The organism is Motilimonas pumila (genome assembly GCF_003596335.1).
Taxonomy (GTDB): Bacteria; Pseudomonadota; Gammaproteobacteria; order Enterobacterales; family CBDFNC01; genus Motilimonas; species Motilimonas pumila.
In genome coordinates this window covers 186,602-201,455 of sequence record NZ_QZCH01000002.1, presented here as the reverse complement: position 1 = coordinate 201,455, position 14,854 = coordinate 186,602, and the positions used below count along the sequence as shown (strand labels likewise).

Genomic DNA, 14,854 nt, shown 5'->3' with positions numbered 1-14,854 from the left:
TTATGTTATCTGTGGTAAGCAAGCTAACGCTTAGAGATGACAAAGGTATAACAAAAATTAATTATATATTAGGCGAATAATAAGATGATGGCTCTGACCCGTTTTTTTTTGCAGCTCTTAATTCGTAGTAAAATCACAACGGACGAAGCCTTTAATGGCCCTGAAGCGGCGGTAGACAAACCGATAATTTACGTTTTGAAAACCGAATCGCCGAGTGATGTTTTTGCTTTACAGCAGGCTTGCCAAAAGCTCTCGTTGCCAGATCCTTGCACCAATTTGGACACAGAAAGCGGCTTTCGTTGTGACCGTATGGTGTACCTGGATAAACCTCAAGGTCTGTTTAAACATCGAAGTAAAACCGCCTATCATGACCAGTTTGCCTTATTATTGGCCGCCCATAAAAAAAATCCTAAGTTGGATATTCAGCTCATCCCCGTGACCTTATTTTGGGGCAGAGCGCCGGGTTATGAAGGTCAAAAACCATGGTTTTCAATCCTGACCGCTTCGTCTCCCAATTGGCTTAAAAAAACCGTAACTCTTATCTTAAGAGGCAGAGACAACCTGATACGATTCAGTGCGCCTATTTCTTTACGGCAACTTCATCAAAACAAAGGAGCCGACCCACAACTGGCCTTAAAGCTAGAAAAAATCGCGCGTGTTCATTTTTCAAGGCAGCAACTTGCAGCTACCGGGCCCAAACTGCCAAAGAGGAACAACATGCAAGCTGAGTTAATGCGCTCGCGGGAAATAAGAGAAGCAATACGCTTACACGCAGAGAAAAATGGACAAACAACCAGAAAATCAGAGACCCAAGCCCAACAGTACCTTGATGAAGTAGCATCTGATTTCTCTTATCCCCTCATCAGAGTTGGTGATACGGTATTAAATTGGATCTGGAATAAGCTTTATAAAGGTATTAACGTCAATAACATAGAGCGCGTTAGACAGCTTGCCATCCAAGGCCATGAAATCATCTACATGCCATGCCATCGCAGCCATATGGACTACCTGCTCTTGTCATCCATATTGTACCAACAAGGCATGACTCCTCCCCATATCGCGGCAGGCGTTAACCTAAATTTTTTCCCCGCGGGCCCTATATTTCGACGCGGAGGAGCTTTTTTCATACGCAGAACATTTAAAGGGAACCCACTCTACGCCAGTATATTCAAGTCTTACCTTTCATGCCTAATCGAAAAACGCTACGCCATTGAGTTTTTCACGGAAGGTGGCAGAAGCCGTTCTGGTCGCCTGCTTCCGCCTAAGACAGGAATGCTATCAATGACAATAGAAGCCATGTGCACCCTGCCTTCACGCCCTGTGACCATTGTGCCTATTTGTTTAGGTTATGATCACGTAATGGAAGTCAAAACCTACGTCAAAGAAATGCAGGGGGCAACCAAGCAAAAGGAATCTTTTTGGCAAGTATTGAGCATCACCAAGAAACTGCAAAATTTTGGCCATGGATTTGTTAACTTTGGCCAGCCGGTCACCCTAAATGACTACTTAGACCAAGCGGAGCCAAACTGGAGAACCCTGTTTAAGCAAGAAACAAGCAAAGAGATTAATGTCCTGGTCAAAGATCTCAGCAACCTCGTCATGACAAGAGTGAACCAAGCCGCAGCGGTTAATCCTTTGCCTATGTGCGCGTTAATTTTATTACACGCACCGGACCAGAGTTTAACGTCAGCACAATGCTGCTCTCAGTTAACCTTGTATACTTCTCTGTTGCAGAAAGCACCCTATAGCAGCGAAGTCAGCTTCGTGGAATTACCGGTCAACGAGCAGGTGCAACATGCTGCGGCGATGAATAAATTCTCTATTGATAAGAACGAGCAATTAACCTCTTTTTACCTTACTCAAGAGCAAGCGACCGAGCTGAGTTTCTACCGCAATAATGTGATTCATTTACTGGCCTTACCAAGCCTACTCGTAAGAATGATTGCATTTGAGCAGGAAGGAATAACGCAGGCATGTTTGTTACAAAAAGTGAAGTTGATATACCCGCTACTTCAAGCTGAGCTCTTTTTGCCTTGGGCATCATCGGTAGAGGTTGAAGAGTACAGCCAACAAGTCTTGCTTTCCTTAGAGCAACTCGGTCAAATTGAACAAATCTCAGAAGTAATATTGCTTAAGCAAGAAGCGGTAGCAAGCATGAAAATGCTCGCAGACATTATCAGCCCCATATTACAGCGATTATACGCAGTCAGGTATACCACATCTGCAACAGACGATAAGGATACGGTTGATATAAAAGCACTATCGCTTTTTATTGCTCATCTTGGACGTCTTCAAAAAGTTGTGGCGCCCGAGTACTCAGATCCCATAGTGATTAAACAAGCAAGCATAAGCTGGCAACGCTTACCACAGCAAACTTTGCCAGCCACAGAAGAGATACTCAGGCAGCTGGTTGGTGAAACGTTTATCAAATTGCTAGACAAGCAAAGCCTCAATGCTCAAAACCAACGCGCGGCAAGTTGATCAAACGCTATGCCTGCAAAAATAGCTAGCCCTACATAATTATTATTCAAAAAGGCACTAAAGCAGTTGGGAGCATGCCGCTCACTAATTAATAATTGCTGGTAAATGAACAAGCAAAAGGCAACCAATATTCCCCAGTAAAAAACCTTGCCCATTGACATGACCTCACCAAAGGCAAGTAATGCTGCTAAGCAAACGACTTGTAAACAACCAATGATTAACTTGTCTTTACTGGCAAACAAAATGGCCGTTGATTTAATTCCAACTTTTAAGTCATCATCCCTATCCACCATTGCATAAATCGTATCGTAAGCGACAGTCCAACTAAGGTTAGCCAAAAATAATAACCATAATTCAGGTCTAAGATCTCCCGTCTGAGCCATATAAGCCATCGGAATTGACCACCCAAACGCCACCCCGAGAACAAACTGTGGCAAATGCGTATATCGCTTCATAAACGGGTAAGAAAAAGCTAACAACAAAGCCACAAAAGAGAGAGCAACCGTATACCAGTCCAGCGTTAAAACGAGCGCAAATGCTAGAATGCAGAGTAAACCAAACAGCGTTAATGCTTCTTTTTCTGAGATTAACCCTTGCGGGAGCGGACGATTTTTTGTTCGTTCGACAAAACCATCGACTTTTCTATCGGCAAAATCATTAATAACACAGCCCGCTGATCGCATCAGCACGACACCGACTGTAAAGACAAACAATACCCATAAATTTGGTATGCCTTCTGCTGCTGACCATAACGCCCAATATGTTGGCCAAAGTAATAACAGACTGCCTATTGGCCGATCAAACCGGGTCAGCTGAATATAAGCGTTAAACTTTTGATGCATTTTTATCCTTATCGGTATGCCTGCGCTGCAGGCAAGAAGACTTCTTGAACTAAAAGCGCGTTGTTTGAGATCTTAAAAACCGATCGTCGCCCCCATATATTGGCGATAGGCAGTGGAGAGATTGCTTGCGCAAAAGAGAAAAGAGCAGAGCCCGGTTGAAATTCCGCAACCTCAATGACGCCTCTGGTCATCCCTTCGGTATTAAACAAAAAAGCGCCAAGGGGTCTGTCGCCCAAATGTTCTATTTCTTGACCTAAATTGGTGATCGTTGTTTTAGGGATCACTGTACGTGCATATACCCAAGGCTGGTCATCACACCAAAGCAGTACTTCACGAATGATAAAGCCATTATTATCATTACCCAATACCTGTATTTCGTGCTTGTCTGCTGGCACCTCTTCTTGGCCAATAACTTGCACCACAAAGCGCTTGCAATGTTGCTGTAGTCTCGCAGTTAAGGAGCCCGTTTCACTGAGCCAAGAAGTGAGGCCATCGGAGAGTATCTGAACTTGAGGAACAGGATGCCAGTCAGACCGACAACCTAAGGGGAAACGTAGCTTTTTGATTTCTTCGTTTACATGGGTGATATCATACAACAACGCGAACACCCTCTTCTAACCGGCTTATAAACAAAAAATAGACATACATATAATCAAACAAAGCCAATAATAAAATAAAATATGGGCCTTAGATATAAATCTTCGAGTATTAGACTTAACACAGACTCAAGTTTCACCTAGAATTTGTCTCTTATATTAAACGTGTTTGCTATCCAGATGGAACCCGTAATGAAAAAAGGCATTTTACCACTCATTCTTCTTTTCTTCTTTTCTTCTTTTAGTTTTGCTGAAGAAGAAGGTAAAACTGCAGGGTATGCATATTATGCCTTAGAGCCAGATATCATTACCAACTATATCAAACCAGGAAAGCGGATTGGTTACGTCAGAATGGCCGTCGAGTTGCAATTGGAAAACTCCAGTGATTTAACGATCCTACAGCACCATGACCCACTTTTGAGAGATGCGATTATAGAGATTCTTGGTCAAAAAAGTGAACAGCAAATAAAATCCCTTTCTGGCCGAGATGAAATCCGCAATGAGTGCCTGGAGGCAATCAATAAGCTGCTAGTACAAGAAGAAGGCAATAAAGCCGTTGCTGAAGTGATTTTCACTAAGTATCTATATCAATAGCGATTCAGCGCCTGTAGTTGATACTAGATATAAATAAAAAAGCCCAATAATAAAATTATTGGGCTTTTTTTAGTGCTACTGGATACTATTTAGCAGCGCGAGAAGCACGCTTACGGTCAGATTCAGTCAGGTGTCTCTTGCGCACACGAATGCTCTCTGGCGTAACTTCTACTAGCTCGTCATCATCGATGAATTCCATTGCTTGCTCAAGGGTCATCTTGATAGCAGGAGTCAGTACTTGCGCTTCATCAGTACCTGAAGCTCGTACGTTAGTTAGCTGCTTACCTTTTAGGGCGTTGACAGTCAGATCGTTATCACGACTGTGAATACCAATAACCATACCTTCATAAACTTCGGTACCGTGTTCAACCATCATACGGCCACGCTCTTGCAGGTTAAACAAGGCGTTAGTCAATGCTTTACCGGTAGCGTTTGCAATCAATACGCCGTTTTTACGTTGACCAATGATGCCACCTTTGTGTGGACCGTAGTGATCAAACGTGTGGTACAACAAACCCGAGCCTGACGTTAATGTCATAAACTCAGTTTGGAAACCAATCAAGCCACGGCTTGGAATCATAAAGTCCATACGGATACGGCCTTTACCATCTGGAGACATGTCTGTCATCTCGCCTTTGCGAAGACCTAGCTGCTCCATGATAGAACCTTGGTGCTCTTCTTCCACGTCCACGGTTACGCTTTCGTAAGGCTCAAGCTTCTCACCATTTTCTTCTTTGATGATTACTTCAGGGCGAGATACCGCTAGTTCAAAACCTTCACGGCGCATGTTCTCGATAAGAATGCCTAAGTGAAGTTCACCACGACCTGATACACGGAACTTGTCAGGATCATCGGTTTCTTCGACGCGCAATGCCACGTTGTGAACCAGTTCTTTTTCTAGGCGCTCAAGAATGTTACGAGAAGTAACGTACTTACCTTCTTTACCAGCAAACGGCGAGTTGTTTACTTGGAAAGTCACGGTTACGGTTGGCTCATCAACCGACAGCGGAGGCAGCGCTTCTACGTTGTTCTGATCACAAATGGTGTCAGAGATTTTTAGTTCACCTAAACCTGAAACAGCAATGATGTCGCCGGCTTGCGCTTCAGCAACGTCATGACGCTCTAGTCCTAAGTAACCCAGTACCTGGCCAACTTTACCGTTGCGCGTTTTGCCATCAGCACCAACCACGGTTACTTGCTGATTCACTTTAACTTTACCGCGAGACACACGACCCACACCGATAACACCTACGTAAGAGTTGTAATCTAGCTGTGAGATTTGCATTTGAAAATCGCCTTCTGGATCTGCGTCTGGAGCAGAAACGTTGTCAACGATAGCTTGGAACAAAGGTTCCATGTTTTCTGAAGGCTCTTCAGGGTCTAAGGTCGCAAAACCGTTAAGCGCAGAAGCGTAAACCACTTGGAAGTCCAGTTGATCGTCGGTAGCACCTAAGTTATCGAACAGATCAAAGACTTGGTCCATTACCCAATCAGGACGTGCGCTTGGCTTATCAACCTTGTTGATTACCACGATTGGCTTGAGGCCTTGAGCAAACGCTTTTTGTGTTACAAAGCGCGTTTGTGGCATTGGGCCATCAGCAGCATCTACTAACAGTAGTACCGAATCTACCATCGATAAGATACGCTCTACTTCACCACCAAAATCGGCGTGTCCAGGAGTATCTACGATATTGATGTGGTAGTCGTTCCATTCAATTGCTGTGTTTTTTGCAAGGATGGTAATGCCACGCTCTTTTTCAAGATCGTTAGAGTCCATCACTCGCTCTTCAGCGTCGCCACGTGTTACTAACGTGCCAGACTGTTGTAACAGTTTATCAACTAGGGTTGTTTTACCGTGGTCAACGTGCGCAATGATTGCGATATTTCTCAATTTTTCTAACACAGCTTGGATGCCTCAAATTTCGTGTTTGGGTAAAAATTGGGCGTATTGTATAGATCAATGATGAAATAAAATAGTTTTAATGCGATCACATTTCATCAGCTGCCTAAAATTGCCGCTTTTCTCAGCCTATAGAATAGCGAATAAACACAAAGAAATGATTTTTTCATAAAAAACTATCACGGGTCATTGAATGCAATTGCCGAAAACGCCCCTGTCTGCTATTAATAACGCGCAACTTACTCTGCTGTGCACCAAGGTGTTGCACCAGAAAGATCCATGGACGCACCAAATAAGTGCAAAGGATCGAGTTAGCTCGGCGGTAATTTACTGCCAGGCCTTATTTTTCAAGGGTTAACAATCTGGCATGGTTTTAGCATACAGCTGTACCAGCAACATTTAAGATTGTTTATTTAAATCAGCCATCAAATTGTTTGATGACACCGGAGGTTATAAAAGCATGTCCGCAGAAAGCGTTTTAGCTCTAATCAAAGAGCAGGAAGTTAAATTCGTAGACTTACGTTTCACTGATACTAAGGGTAAAGAGCAACACATCTCTATCCCACATCACCAAGTTGATGAAGATTTCTTCAGTGAAGGTAAAATGTTCGACGGCTCTTCAATATCTGGTTGGAAAGGCATCGACAAATCTGACATGGTAATGATGCCAGATCCTGCAACTGCAGTACTTGACCCATTCACAGATGAAACAACGCTGAACATCCGTTGTGACATCCTAGAACCTGACACAATGCAAGGTTACGACCGTGACCCACGTTCTGTTGCTAAACGCGCTGAAGATTACATGCGTGCTACTGGCATCGCAGATACAGTACTAATCGGTCCTGAGCCAGAATTCTTCTTATTCGATGACGTACGTTACGGCAACGAAATGGGTAACTCTTACTACAGCGTTGACGACAAAGAAGCTTGTTGGAACACTGGTAAAGAGTACGAAGACGGTAACACTGGTCACCGTCCAGGCGTTAAAGGCGGTTACTTCCCAGTAGCACCTGTTGACTCTTCACAAGACATCCGTAGCGCTATGTGTCTAGTAATGGAAGACATGGGCCTAGTTGTTGAAGCTCATCACCACGAAGTAGCTACTGCGGGTCAAAACGAAATCGCTTGTCGTTTCAACACGCTAGTTAGCAAAGCTGATGAAATCCAAATCTACAAGTACGTTGTTCATAACGTTGCTCACGCATACGGTAAAACAGCGACTTTCATGCCTAAACCTCTTGTTGGCGATAACGGTAGCGGCATGCACGTTCACCAATCTCTTGCTAAAGACGGCGTGAACCTTTTCTCTGGTGACGTATACGGTGGCATGTCTGAGACTGCACTTTACTACATCGGCGGTATCATCAAGCACGCTAAAGCAATCAACGCATTCGCTAACGCTTCAACTAACTCGTACAAGCGTCTTGTACCTGGTTTCGAAGCACCTGTAATGCTAGCTTACTCTGCGCGTAACCGTAGTGCATCTATCCGTATCCCAGTAGTACCATCGCCAAAAGCACGTCGTATCGAAGTGCGTTTCGCGGATCCAACAGCTAACCCATACCTAGCATTCTCTGCAATGCTAATGGCTGGCCTTGACGGTATCAAAAACAAGATCCACCCTGGCGATGCAATGGATAAAGATCTATACGATCTTCCAGCTGAAGAAGCTGCAGCAATCCCACAAGTTGCTTACTCTCTAAAAGAAGCGCTAGAGTGTCTAGACGCGGACCGTGAGTTCCTAACTTCTGGCGGCGTATTCTCTGATGACTTCATCGATTCTTACATCGAGCTTAAGTCTCAAGACGTTGAAGCTGTAAACATGGCTACTCACCCACTTGAGTACCAACTTTACTACTCTGTATAAGAGCCAGTAAAAAAAGCCTATTTAAAAACCCGCTTTTTAGCGGGTTTTTTTGTGGCAACGCACGCAACCTACTCTCGCGACTTGCCTTCTTTTCTGAGTTCATACAAACTGTCTCAGTATTAACTAGGAATGTCACAATGAAATACATCATCTTGTCTTTGTTATTAGTCAGTTGGCACGGCTTTGCAAGCCAAGATAAAGTCTATCGCTGGGTTGATGATAATGGCGTTGTCCATTATTCAGACAAAGCCGTAGCAGGCGCAAAAAAAGTCCATATTAAAATCTCGCCCAGCCATAAAGTGCCGATGAAAGCGAGCAATCAAACCCCAGCAGCTAAAGCCGAACAAGCTGCAGCCAAAGAAAAAACCGTTAACTACCAAGCGCGTATTATTAGCCCAGAAAATGATGGCACCATTCGCGACAACTCTGGCAATATTTTTGTTAATGTTGAGGTTACGCCTGAGTTTGACGGCGATCATTCGCTGCAACTGCTGATTGATGGTAAGCCATTGGGCGGTAAGATAAAAAGCACCTCTCTCAAAGCGACAAATATCGACCGTGGCACCCACACGCTACAAGTGCAATTAATTGATAAAGGCGGCAAGATAATTGCATCTACATCCTCTATAACTGTGCACCTTCACAGAGCGGGTTTGAGATAACAAAAAACCGGCTTTTTTAAGCTAATTTGGTGCATGCAAGTTACACTTAACTTACACCGCACCAAAATGGTGCGCAGGATGAGGGCGTACCTTTGCAGACGGATCCAAAAACGTGCTGTGCAATTTTAGATAACTTGGTTTCAGCCGTCTTTATGCTCGACCAAGCCATGAAGATTTCTTACAGCAATCCTGCAGCCGAACAATTGCTAGCGCAAAGCAGTAAACGACTGCAAGGCTATCACTTTGACCAACTTCTTGAGCACACAAGTTTAGACTTTCGCCATATTCGCAACACCTTAAAATCGGGCAACAGTTTCACCGATAGTGAAGTCACGCTGGTGATTGATAGTCAAGCCACCACGGTGGAGTTTACGGCTAGCCCGTTTTATCAAGACGAACAAGTTTACGCCTTGATTGAAATGCGCCAAGTAGCCCATCAAAAACGCATCAGCCAAGAAATTTACCAGCATACGCAGCAACAAGCAGCGAAAGAATTAGTTCGAGGCTTAGCCCACGAAATCAAAAACCCATTGGGTGGTCTTAGGGGAGCCGCGCAGTTGCTCGAAAAACAATTACCCTCTAAAGACTTACAAGAATTCACAGGCATTATCATTGAGCAAGCTGACAGGCTGCGTAACCTTGTCGACCGCTTATTAGGCCCACAAAAACCCGGTCAGCAAGAAATTCATAATGTTCACAGCGTACTGGAAAAGGTCAGGCAACTGGTCAATTTGTCGAAAAGCGATAACATCAGCCTAAAAATTGATTATGACCCCAGTATTCCCGACTTTGAAATGCAGCAAGATCAGATGCAACAAGCGTTTCTCAACATAGTGCAAAATGCCGTACAAGCGCTGCCAAGTGGTGGTGAGATCACGCTGAAAACCCGCACCGCGCATCAGGTAACGATTCATGGTCAAAGGTATCGCTTAGCGGCTGAGATCAGTATTTTAGATAATGGCCCAGGCATTCCCGCGGAATTAAAAGACACGCTTTTCTACCCTATGGTCACCGGGCGTGATGGTGGCACCGGCCTAGGCTTATCGATTGCTCAAAACCTCGTTAACCAGCACAAAGGTAAAATCGAGTGCAATAGCTGGCCCGGCCATACCGAATTCGTCATTCAATTACCCTTAAGGAAATAACACACATGACAGAGAACGTCTGGATCGTCGATGACGACAGCTCAATCCGATGGGTATTAGAAAAAGCGCTTGCCCCTGCCGGCATTAGCGCGCAAAGCTTTGCCGACGGCGATTTGCTGTGGCAGCAATTAAGCATAGAGCAACCCGAAGTTATCATTTCCGATATCCGTATGCCAGGCATTGACGGCATAGACTTGTTAGGCCGTATTCAACAAGAATACCCCGACTTGCCGGTGATCATTATGACGGCTCACTCAGATTTAGACAGCGCAGTAAATGCTTACCAAGCAGGGGCCTTTGAGTACTTACCTAAGCCTTTTGATATCGATGAAGCTGTTGCATTAGTTGAACGCGCCTTGGCGCATGCCAGGGAAAACAGCACCCAAAAACGTGCCGCTGAGCCCACCTCTCCCGCACCAGAGATCATTGGCGAAGCGCCCGCGATGCAAGAAGTCTTTCGTGCCATTGGCCGCCTGTCTCGTTCCAGTATCAGCGTGTTAATTAATGGCCAATCTGGCACAGGCAAAGAGTTGGTTGCCCATGCATTGCATAAACACAGCCCACGTAAACAAAACCCATTTATCGCTTTAAACATGGCCGCAATCCCGAAAGATTTAATTGAGTCGGAGTTGTTTGGCCATGAAAAAGGCGCCTTTACAGGGGCTAACTCGGTACGCCAAGGCCGCTTTGAGCAAGCCAACGGCGGCACCTTATTTCTGGACGAGATAGGTGACATGCCGCTGGACATTCAAACTCGGTTACTGCGAGTGTTAGCAGACGGCCAATTTTACCGTGTGGGTGGCCACTCGGCTGTGAAAGTAGACGTTAGAATTATCGCAGCTACTCACCAAGATTTGGAGCAAAAGGTGGCAGAGGGTGATTTCAGGGAAGACTTATTTCACCGCCTCAACGTTATTCGCATTCACATCCCTGCATTACACGAACGCCGAGAAGATATCGTTAAACTGGCACAACACTTTCTTGCGAGCGCAGCCAAAGAACTCAGCGTTGAAGTCAAAAGCTTGCACCCAGACGTGCAAGATTACCTCTCTGACCTAAGCTGGCCTGGTAACGTGAGGCAACTTGAAAATGTGTGCCGCTGGTTAACCGTTATGGCAAGCGGCCAAGAAGTCTTACTGTCTGATTTGCCGCCTGAATTAACACAGTTACCGGCCGCCGATCACAGTGCAAGTGGTGAATCGATAGAATCTTGGCAAACCTTGCTCAAACGCTGGGCAGAGCAAGAATTGCACCAAGGTAAAGCAGAAATATTGAATCAGGCCGTACCTGAATTTGAACGCATTTTATTAGACGCGGCACTCACTTATACCCATGGCCATAAGCAAGAAGCAGCGCGATTGCTTGGCTGGGGGCGTAATACCCTTACCCGTAAACTAAAAGAGCTGGCATAACCGCCAGCTCTTCGTCGTTCATTGCTCATTCTCTAGGGTGTTGCAGGCTCTGACGGCGCCGCTGCTGGCGTTGGTTCAGAGATCGTATTAGGGCTGTTATCTGTCGTTACAGTATCAGCGCTCGACTGCGCACCTTCTACTTCAGGAGTAGGGCTAGCAGCCTCAATCGCTACAGGGCTTGCAGTGACCGTTTCACTGTCATCGCTCGTGTCTGCTTGTGCCTCGATACTTGGCGCTACAGTGGTAAGTATGGGTGGAGGCGTACTTTCTGTATCACCACTTGAGGCCGCAGTGGCTTCCTCATTATTCGCCTCATTTTCGAGCGCTATGGGCGCCGGACTGCTCGCATCAGTTGCAGGATCCGCCGTTTCAATCACGAAACCTTCACCTTGTTGATTAGCCAAGGTCAACTTGGCCACCTCTAGCGCTTGCTGCGCTTCATCAAGCTGCTGCTTTAAGGCTTCGTTCTCTTTACTTAAAATGTCCAACTGTTGCTGTTGATCGGCTGCTGCCGGCGATGCTTGCGCCAGGTTAATCTGCTCGTTTAATTCAGTGATGCTTTGTTTGGCTTGTACTAATGCTTGTTCACTGGCCGTTAACGCTTGCTGTAACTGCTGCGCCTTTTGCTCACTTTGCTGCTGAGCAGATTGTCCGACGTCGAGGTGAGCTTGTAACCCTTCGAGTTGCTTCACGGCAGTATTACGCTGCTGCTTTAACTCGCTGAGCTGATCACTTGCTTGACGTTGGTAGATGTTGGCTTGTTTCACTTGTTGCTGACTGTGTTTGACTTGGCTGCTGACGTTAACGTAAGCGTAACCGGACCAAGCGGCCAAAATAATAGCAATAGCCGCCACCGACCAAGCAACGGTGCTTGATACCGCGGATGACGCTGCAGATGAACTCATAAACGAACCCTCAGGAGATAGTCTTAATATACATAGTAAGCCATCGGCTTGATTTAGGGATCGTTAAAGCATAATTTTTAGAACTGTGATCTCATCAGGTGCTGGCGCGTGTTTTTATTCGAAATTCCAACGCTTGCACCATAGGGCTATATTCGTCACCGGCGAGGGCAGCTAATAATGCCTCAGCAGCTCGCTCACCAATTTCTTTGTAGGGAATTTCCACTGTGGTCAGGCTCGGCTTTAGCGCGGTACATAAATTAGGATCTTCAAAAGTAGCAATGGCTAATTGCCCGGGCACGTCAATACCGGTCTGACCAGCTTGCAAAATTAACCCTGCGGCCAATTCACTGTGGCTGCATATTACCGCGTCTAGTTCTGGCCACTTTTGCTTTAACACAGCCAAGCTGTCGGCACCGGCAGTAATATTGGCATCTTCAAAATCCAGTAAAATACGATGGCTTGGCATATTATGGTCGAGCATGGCTTTCTGCCAACCTGCGAGTCGCATGGCAAACCGACCAAAATCCGTATGGGCCCCCACAAAAGCAATATTGCGATAGCCTTTCATATACATGAACTTGGTAAGTTGATACGCCGACGCATGATGATCCACGCCCACATTAATATGAATGGGTGTATGAGTTAGCGCAGATAACTCAACCACAGGTAGCTGATTACTTTTAAGGTATTTTAGAGTTTGTCCTGTGTGCGGTGTGCCTGGCAATAACATGGCTGCTGGCGCATGTTGCAGCAAGGCTTTCACTAAGCTTTCTTCTTCTTGCACATCAAAATTCGATGCTGTAAAAAGCAGTTGGTAACCCGCCGGCTCAAGCTTTCGTTGCAATGCTTTAGTGATTTCGTTGGTGGAGAAGTCGGCCAACGATGGCATGATCACAGCAATAATGTTGGAGCTGGATGACGCCAAAGCGCCCGCTGCGAAATTGGGAATATAGCCCAGCTCTGCCACTGAGTTGAGCACTTTTTCACGCAAAACATCGGAGACTTTATCGGGAGTACGCAACGCCCGCGAGACGGTCATCGACCCCACTCCGGCATGTTTAGCAACGTCGGCAATCGTGACTCTGCCGCTCCCTTTGCGTTTTTTTCCTTGGCTCATCTTAGCTCTCCTTTGCGAGCACTAATACTAGCATTAAGGCGCTAAGATAAAAGCCAAAAACAACAGGATTATTTGAATTGTGCGTAGTTTATTCGTGACATATCTTGTTGATGCATCGACTTAAAGTCAGCCATTTCTAAGTGGCAATATTGACGCCACGGGCTGACGTCTTCTTGCTGTAATAATTTGGCCACACGTAATTGCTCAAACATTGAAAAGCGAATACCACTATAAAGGGCTTTGCCCAACACGCCCCGTTGCTCAAACCGGGTGTCGGATAGTTCTTCCCGGATTGCTTGAACCAATTGCGGGGCTTGCTCAGAAAAGGCGGTTTTGGCAAGGTCTAAGCTAAACTCAAGGGCTTGCTCAGACAGTAGTTTTTCTAAAATTTTAGCGTCTGCTTCCACGTCAAACAGCAAATCATGAAAACGCTTATCCCCTTTTTGACGAGCTTCGTTTAAACATTCCACCATGGTTTCATCAAACGAGCGTTGAAACTGCTGCAAGCAAGCCATATGCCCTAAGAACTTAAGCCCAGCTAGAATCAAACCTTCCGCTGGCCGTTTATAGCCAGATTGCTGTAATAAAAAAGAGGTGCTTAAACCTGAGGTTAAAAGATGACGCCAGAGTTTCTTACCAAACCCTGGAGAAACGCTGTTATAGAGGCGAATGCGGTATTTAAAAATCATCGCCGGGACCATTTGCTTAAGTAGCTCGACGCCCAACAAGCCCACAGCCGCCTGAGTGTCTTTTACCACACGCGGCTTACGACCAAGCAAATTCATAAAATCGTGGCTACTGACTAAAAAGAATAACCGCCGTTTAATTTCCGGGGTCTGCTCTATCAACGTCGCAAGGCTCGACAGTCGAGGGTACGGCAAAGACAAAGCTAACAATAAATCCACGGTGTTTTGAGGTAACCGCAATAAATGCGTTAACACACCTTGAGAGTCGGAAAGTTGTAACAAAATGTCTTTCACCAAACGCTGATTAAAGTAGTTCGCCACCACTTGTTGTTGTTTCTGACGTTTTGCTTTAGCAGCTAACTCTTTTTCAACTCGCTGCTTTTCAACATCTAGCAATACCCGCTGCGTCCACCCTGTCTTTGGTTGCTCGGCAGCTTCTTCTTTCTCTAACAGCTCAAGCTCTAGGCCATCATTTAAAAATGCATCGCCAAGGATATAGTTTTTTCCTATTAGGTAGTGCTCAAATTGTTTGTGGATCTTTTCGACTGTGGCGTTTGGACTTGGCAAAGCGTGTTCTCTTTGGCTAGCGAATGGGGTTTCACTCCGTGATAGTTAGAGTATTAAGGATCTCACGCTGAAATAGA

The 14,854-nt window shown here is 45.5% G+C and carries 12 protein-coding genes; 6 read left to right on the top strand and 6 right to left on the bottom strand.

The features are described from left to right. Nucleotides 1-84: 84 nt before the first annotated feature. On the top strand, nt 85-2,481 hold the full coding sequence (gene plsB / locus D1Z90_RS03600; RefSeq protein ID WP_119909369.1) for a glycerol-3-phosphate 1-O-acyltransferase PlsB: 2,397 nt from the start codon (nt 85-87) through the stop codon (nt 2,479-2,481). Here the strand turns inward: plsB and ubiA are convergent. Continuing rightward, nucleotides 2,457-3,323: a 4-hydroxybenzoate octaprenyltransferase gene (gene ubiA / locus D1Z90_RS03595; RefSeq protein WP_119909368.1), complete on the bottom strand. Its 867-nt coding sequence runs from the start codon at nt 3,321-3,323 to the stop codon at nt 2,457-2,459. The genes plsB and ubiA overlap by 25 nt on opposite strands. An 8-nt stretch (nt 3,324-3,331) precedes the next feature. Continuing rightward, nucleotides 3,332-3,922 carry a chorismate--pyruvate lyase family protein gene (locus D1Z90_RS03590; protein ID WP_158587047.1) on the bottom strand — a complete coding sequence of 197 codons (591 nt, stop codon included), beginning with the start codon at nt 3,920-3,922 and terminating at the stop codon, nt 3,332-3,334. 189 nt (nt 3,923-4,111) lie between these two features. On the opposite strand from D1Z90_RS03590, the gene D1Z90_RS03585 reads away from it, so the two are divergent. Beyond that, a complete protein-coding gene (locus D1Z90_RS03585) occupies nt 4,112-4,513 on the top strand; it encodes a flagellar basal body-associated protein FliL (protein ID WP_119909366.1) in 402 nt (133 codons plus the stop codon). 85 nt (nt 4,514-4,598) lie between these two features. Here the strand turns inward: D1Z90_RS03585 and typA are convergent, their stop codons facing one another. After that, entirely contained in the window at nt 4,599-6,416 is a 1,818-nt protein-coding gene (gene typA / locus D1Z90_RS03580; RefSeq protein WP_198419042.1) for a translational GTPase TypA, read from the bottom strand. A 457-nt stretch (nt 6,417-6,873) separates the two neighbouring features. On the opposite strand from typA, the gene glnA reads away from it, so the two are divergent. From glnA to glnG, 4 genes are all read left to right on the top strand, one after another. Next, complete coding sequence (gene glnA / locus D1Z90_RS03575) at nt 6,874-8,283, top strand: glutamate--ammonia ligase (RefSeq protein ID WP_119909516.1); 1,410 nt, start codon at nt 6,874-6,876, stop codon at nt 8,281-8,283. Between the two features lie 137 nt (nt 8,284-8,420). Then, a complete protein-coding gene (locus tag D1Z90_RS03570; RefSeq protein ID WP_119909364.1) occupies nt 8,421-8,945 on the top strand; it encodes a DUF4124 domain-containing protein in 525 nt (174 codons plus the stop codon). Between the two features lie 92 nt (nt 8,946-9,037). Then, nucleotides 9,038-10,090: a nitrogen regulation protein NR(II) gene (gene glnL / locus D1Z90_RS03565; RefSeq protein ID WP_119909363.1), complete on the top strand. Its 1,053-nt coding sequence runs from the start codon at nt 9,038-9,040 to the stop codon at nt 10,088-10,090. 5 nt (nt 10,091-10,095) lie between these two features. Continuing rightward, nucleotides 10,096-11,502 carry a nitrogen regulation protein NR(I) gene (gene glnG, locus D1Z90_RS03560; protein ID WP_119909362.1) on the top strand — a complete coding sequence of 469 codons (1,407 nt, stop codon included), beginning with the start codon at nt 10,096-10,098 and terminating at the stop codon, nt 11,500-11,502. A gap of 32 nt (nt 11,503-11,534) precedes the next feature. Here glnG and D1Z90_RS03555 read toward each other — a convergent pair whose 3' ends face one another. The 3 genes from D1Z90_RS03555 to D1Z90_RS03545 form a co-directional block, all read right to left on the bottom strand. Further along, nucleotides 11,535-12,407, bottom strand: a complete 873-nt coding sequence (locus D1Z90_RS03555; RefSeq protein WP_119909361.1) for a hypothetical protein — start codon at nt 12,405-12,407, stop codon at nt 11,535-11,537. Between the two features lie 94 nt (nt 12,408-12,501). Further along, entirely contained in the window at nt 12,502-13,524 is a 1,023-nt protein-coding gene (locus D1Z90_RS03550; protein WP_119909360.1) for a LacI family DNA-binding transcriptional regulator, read from the bottom strand. Between the two features lie 68 nt (nt 13,525-13,592). After that, on the bottom strand, nt 13,593-14,777 hold the full coding sequence (locus D1Z90_RS03545) for an HDOD domain-containing protein (protein WP_119909359.1): 1,185 nt from the start codon (nt 14,775-14,777) through the stop codon (nt 13,593-13,595). Nucleotides 14,778-14,854 lie beyond the last annotated feature (77 nt).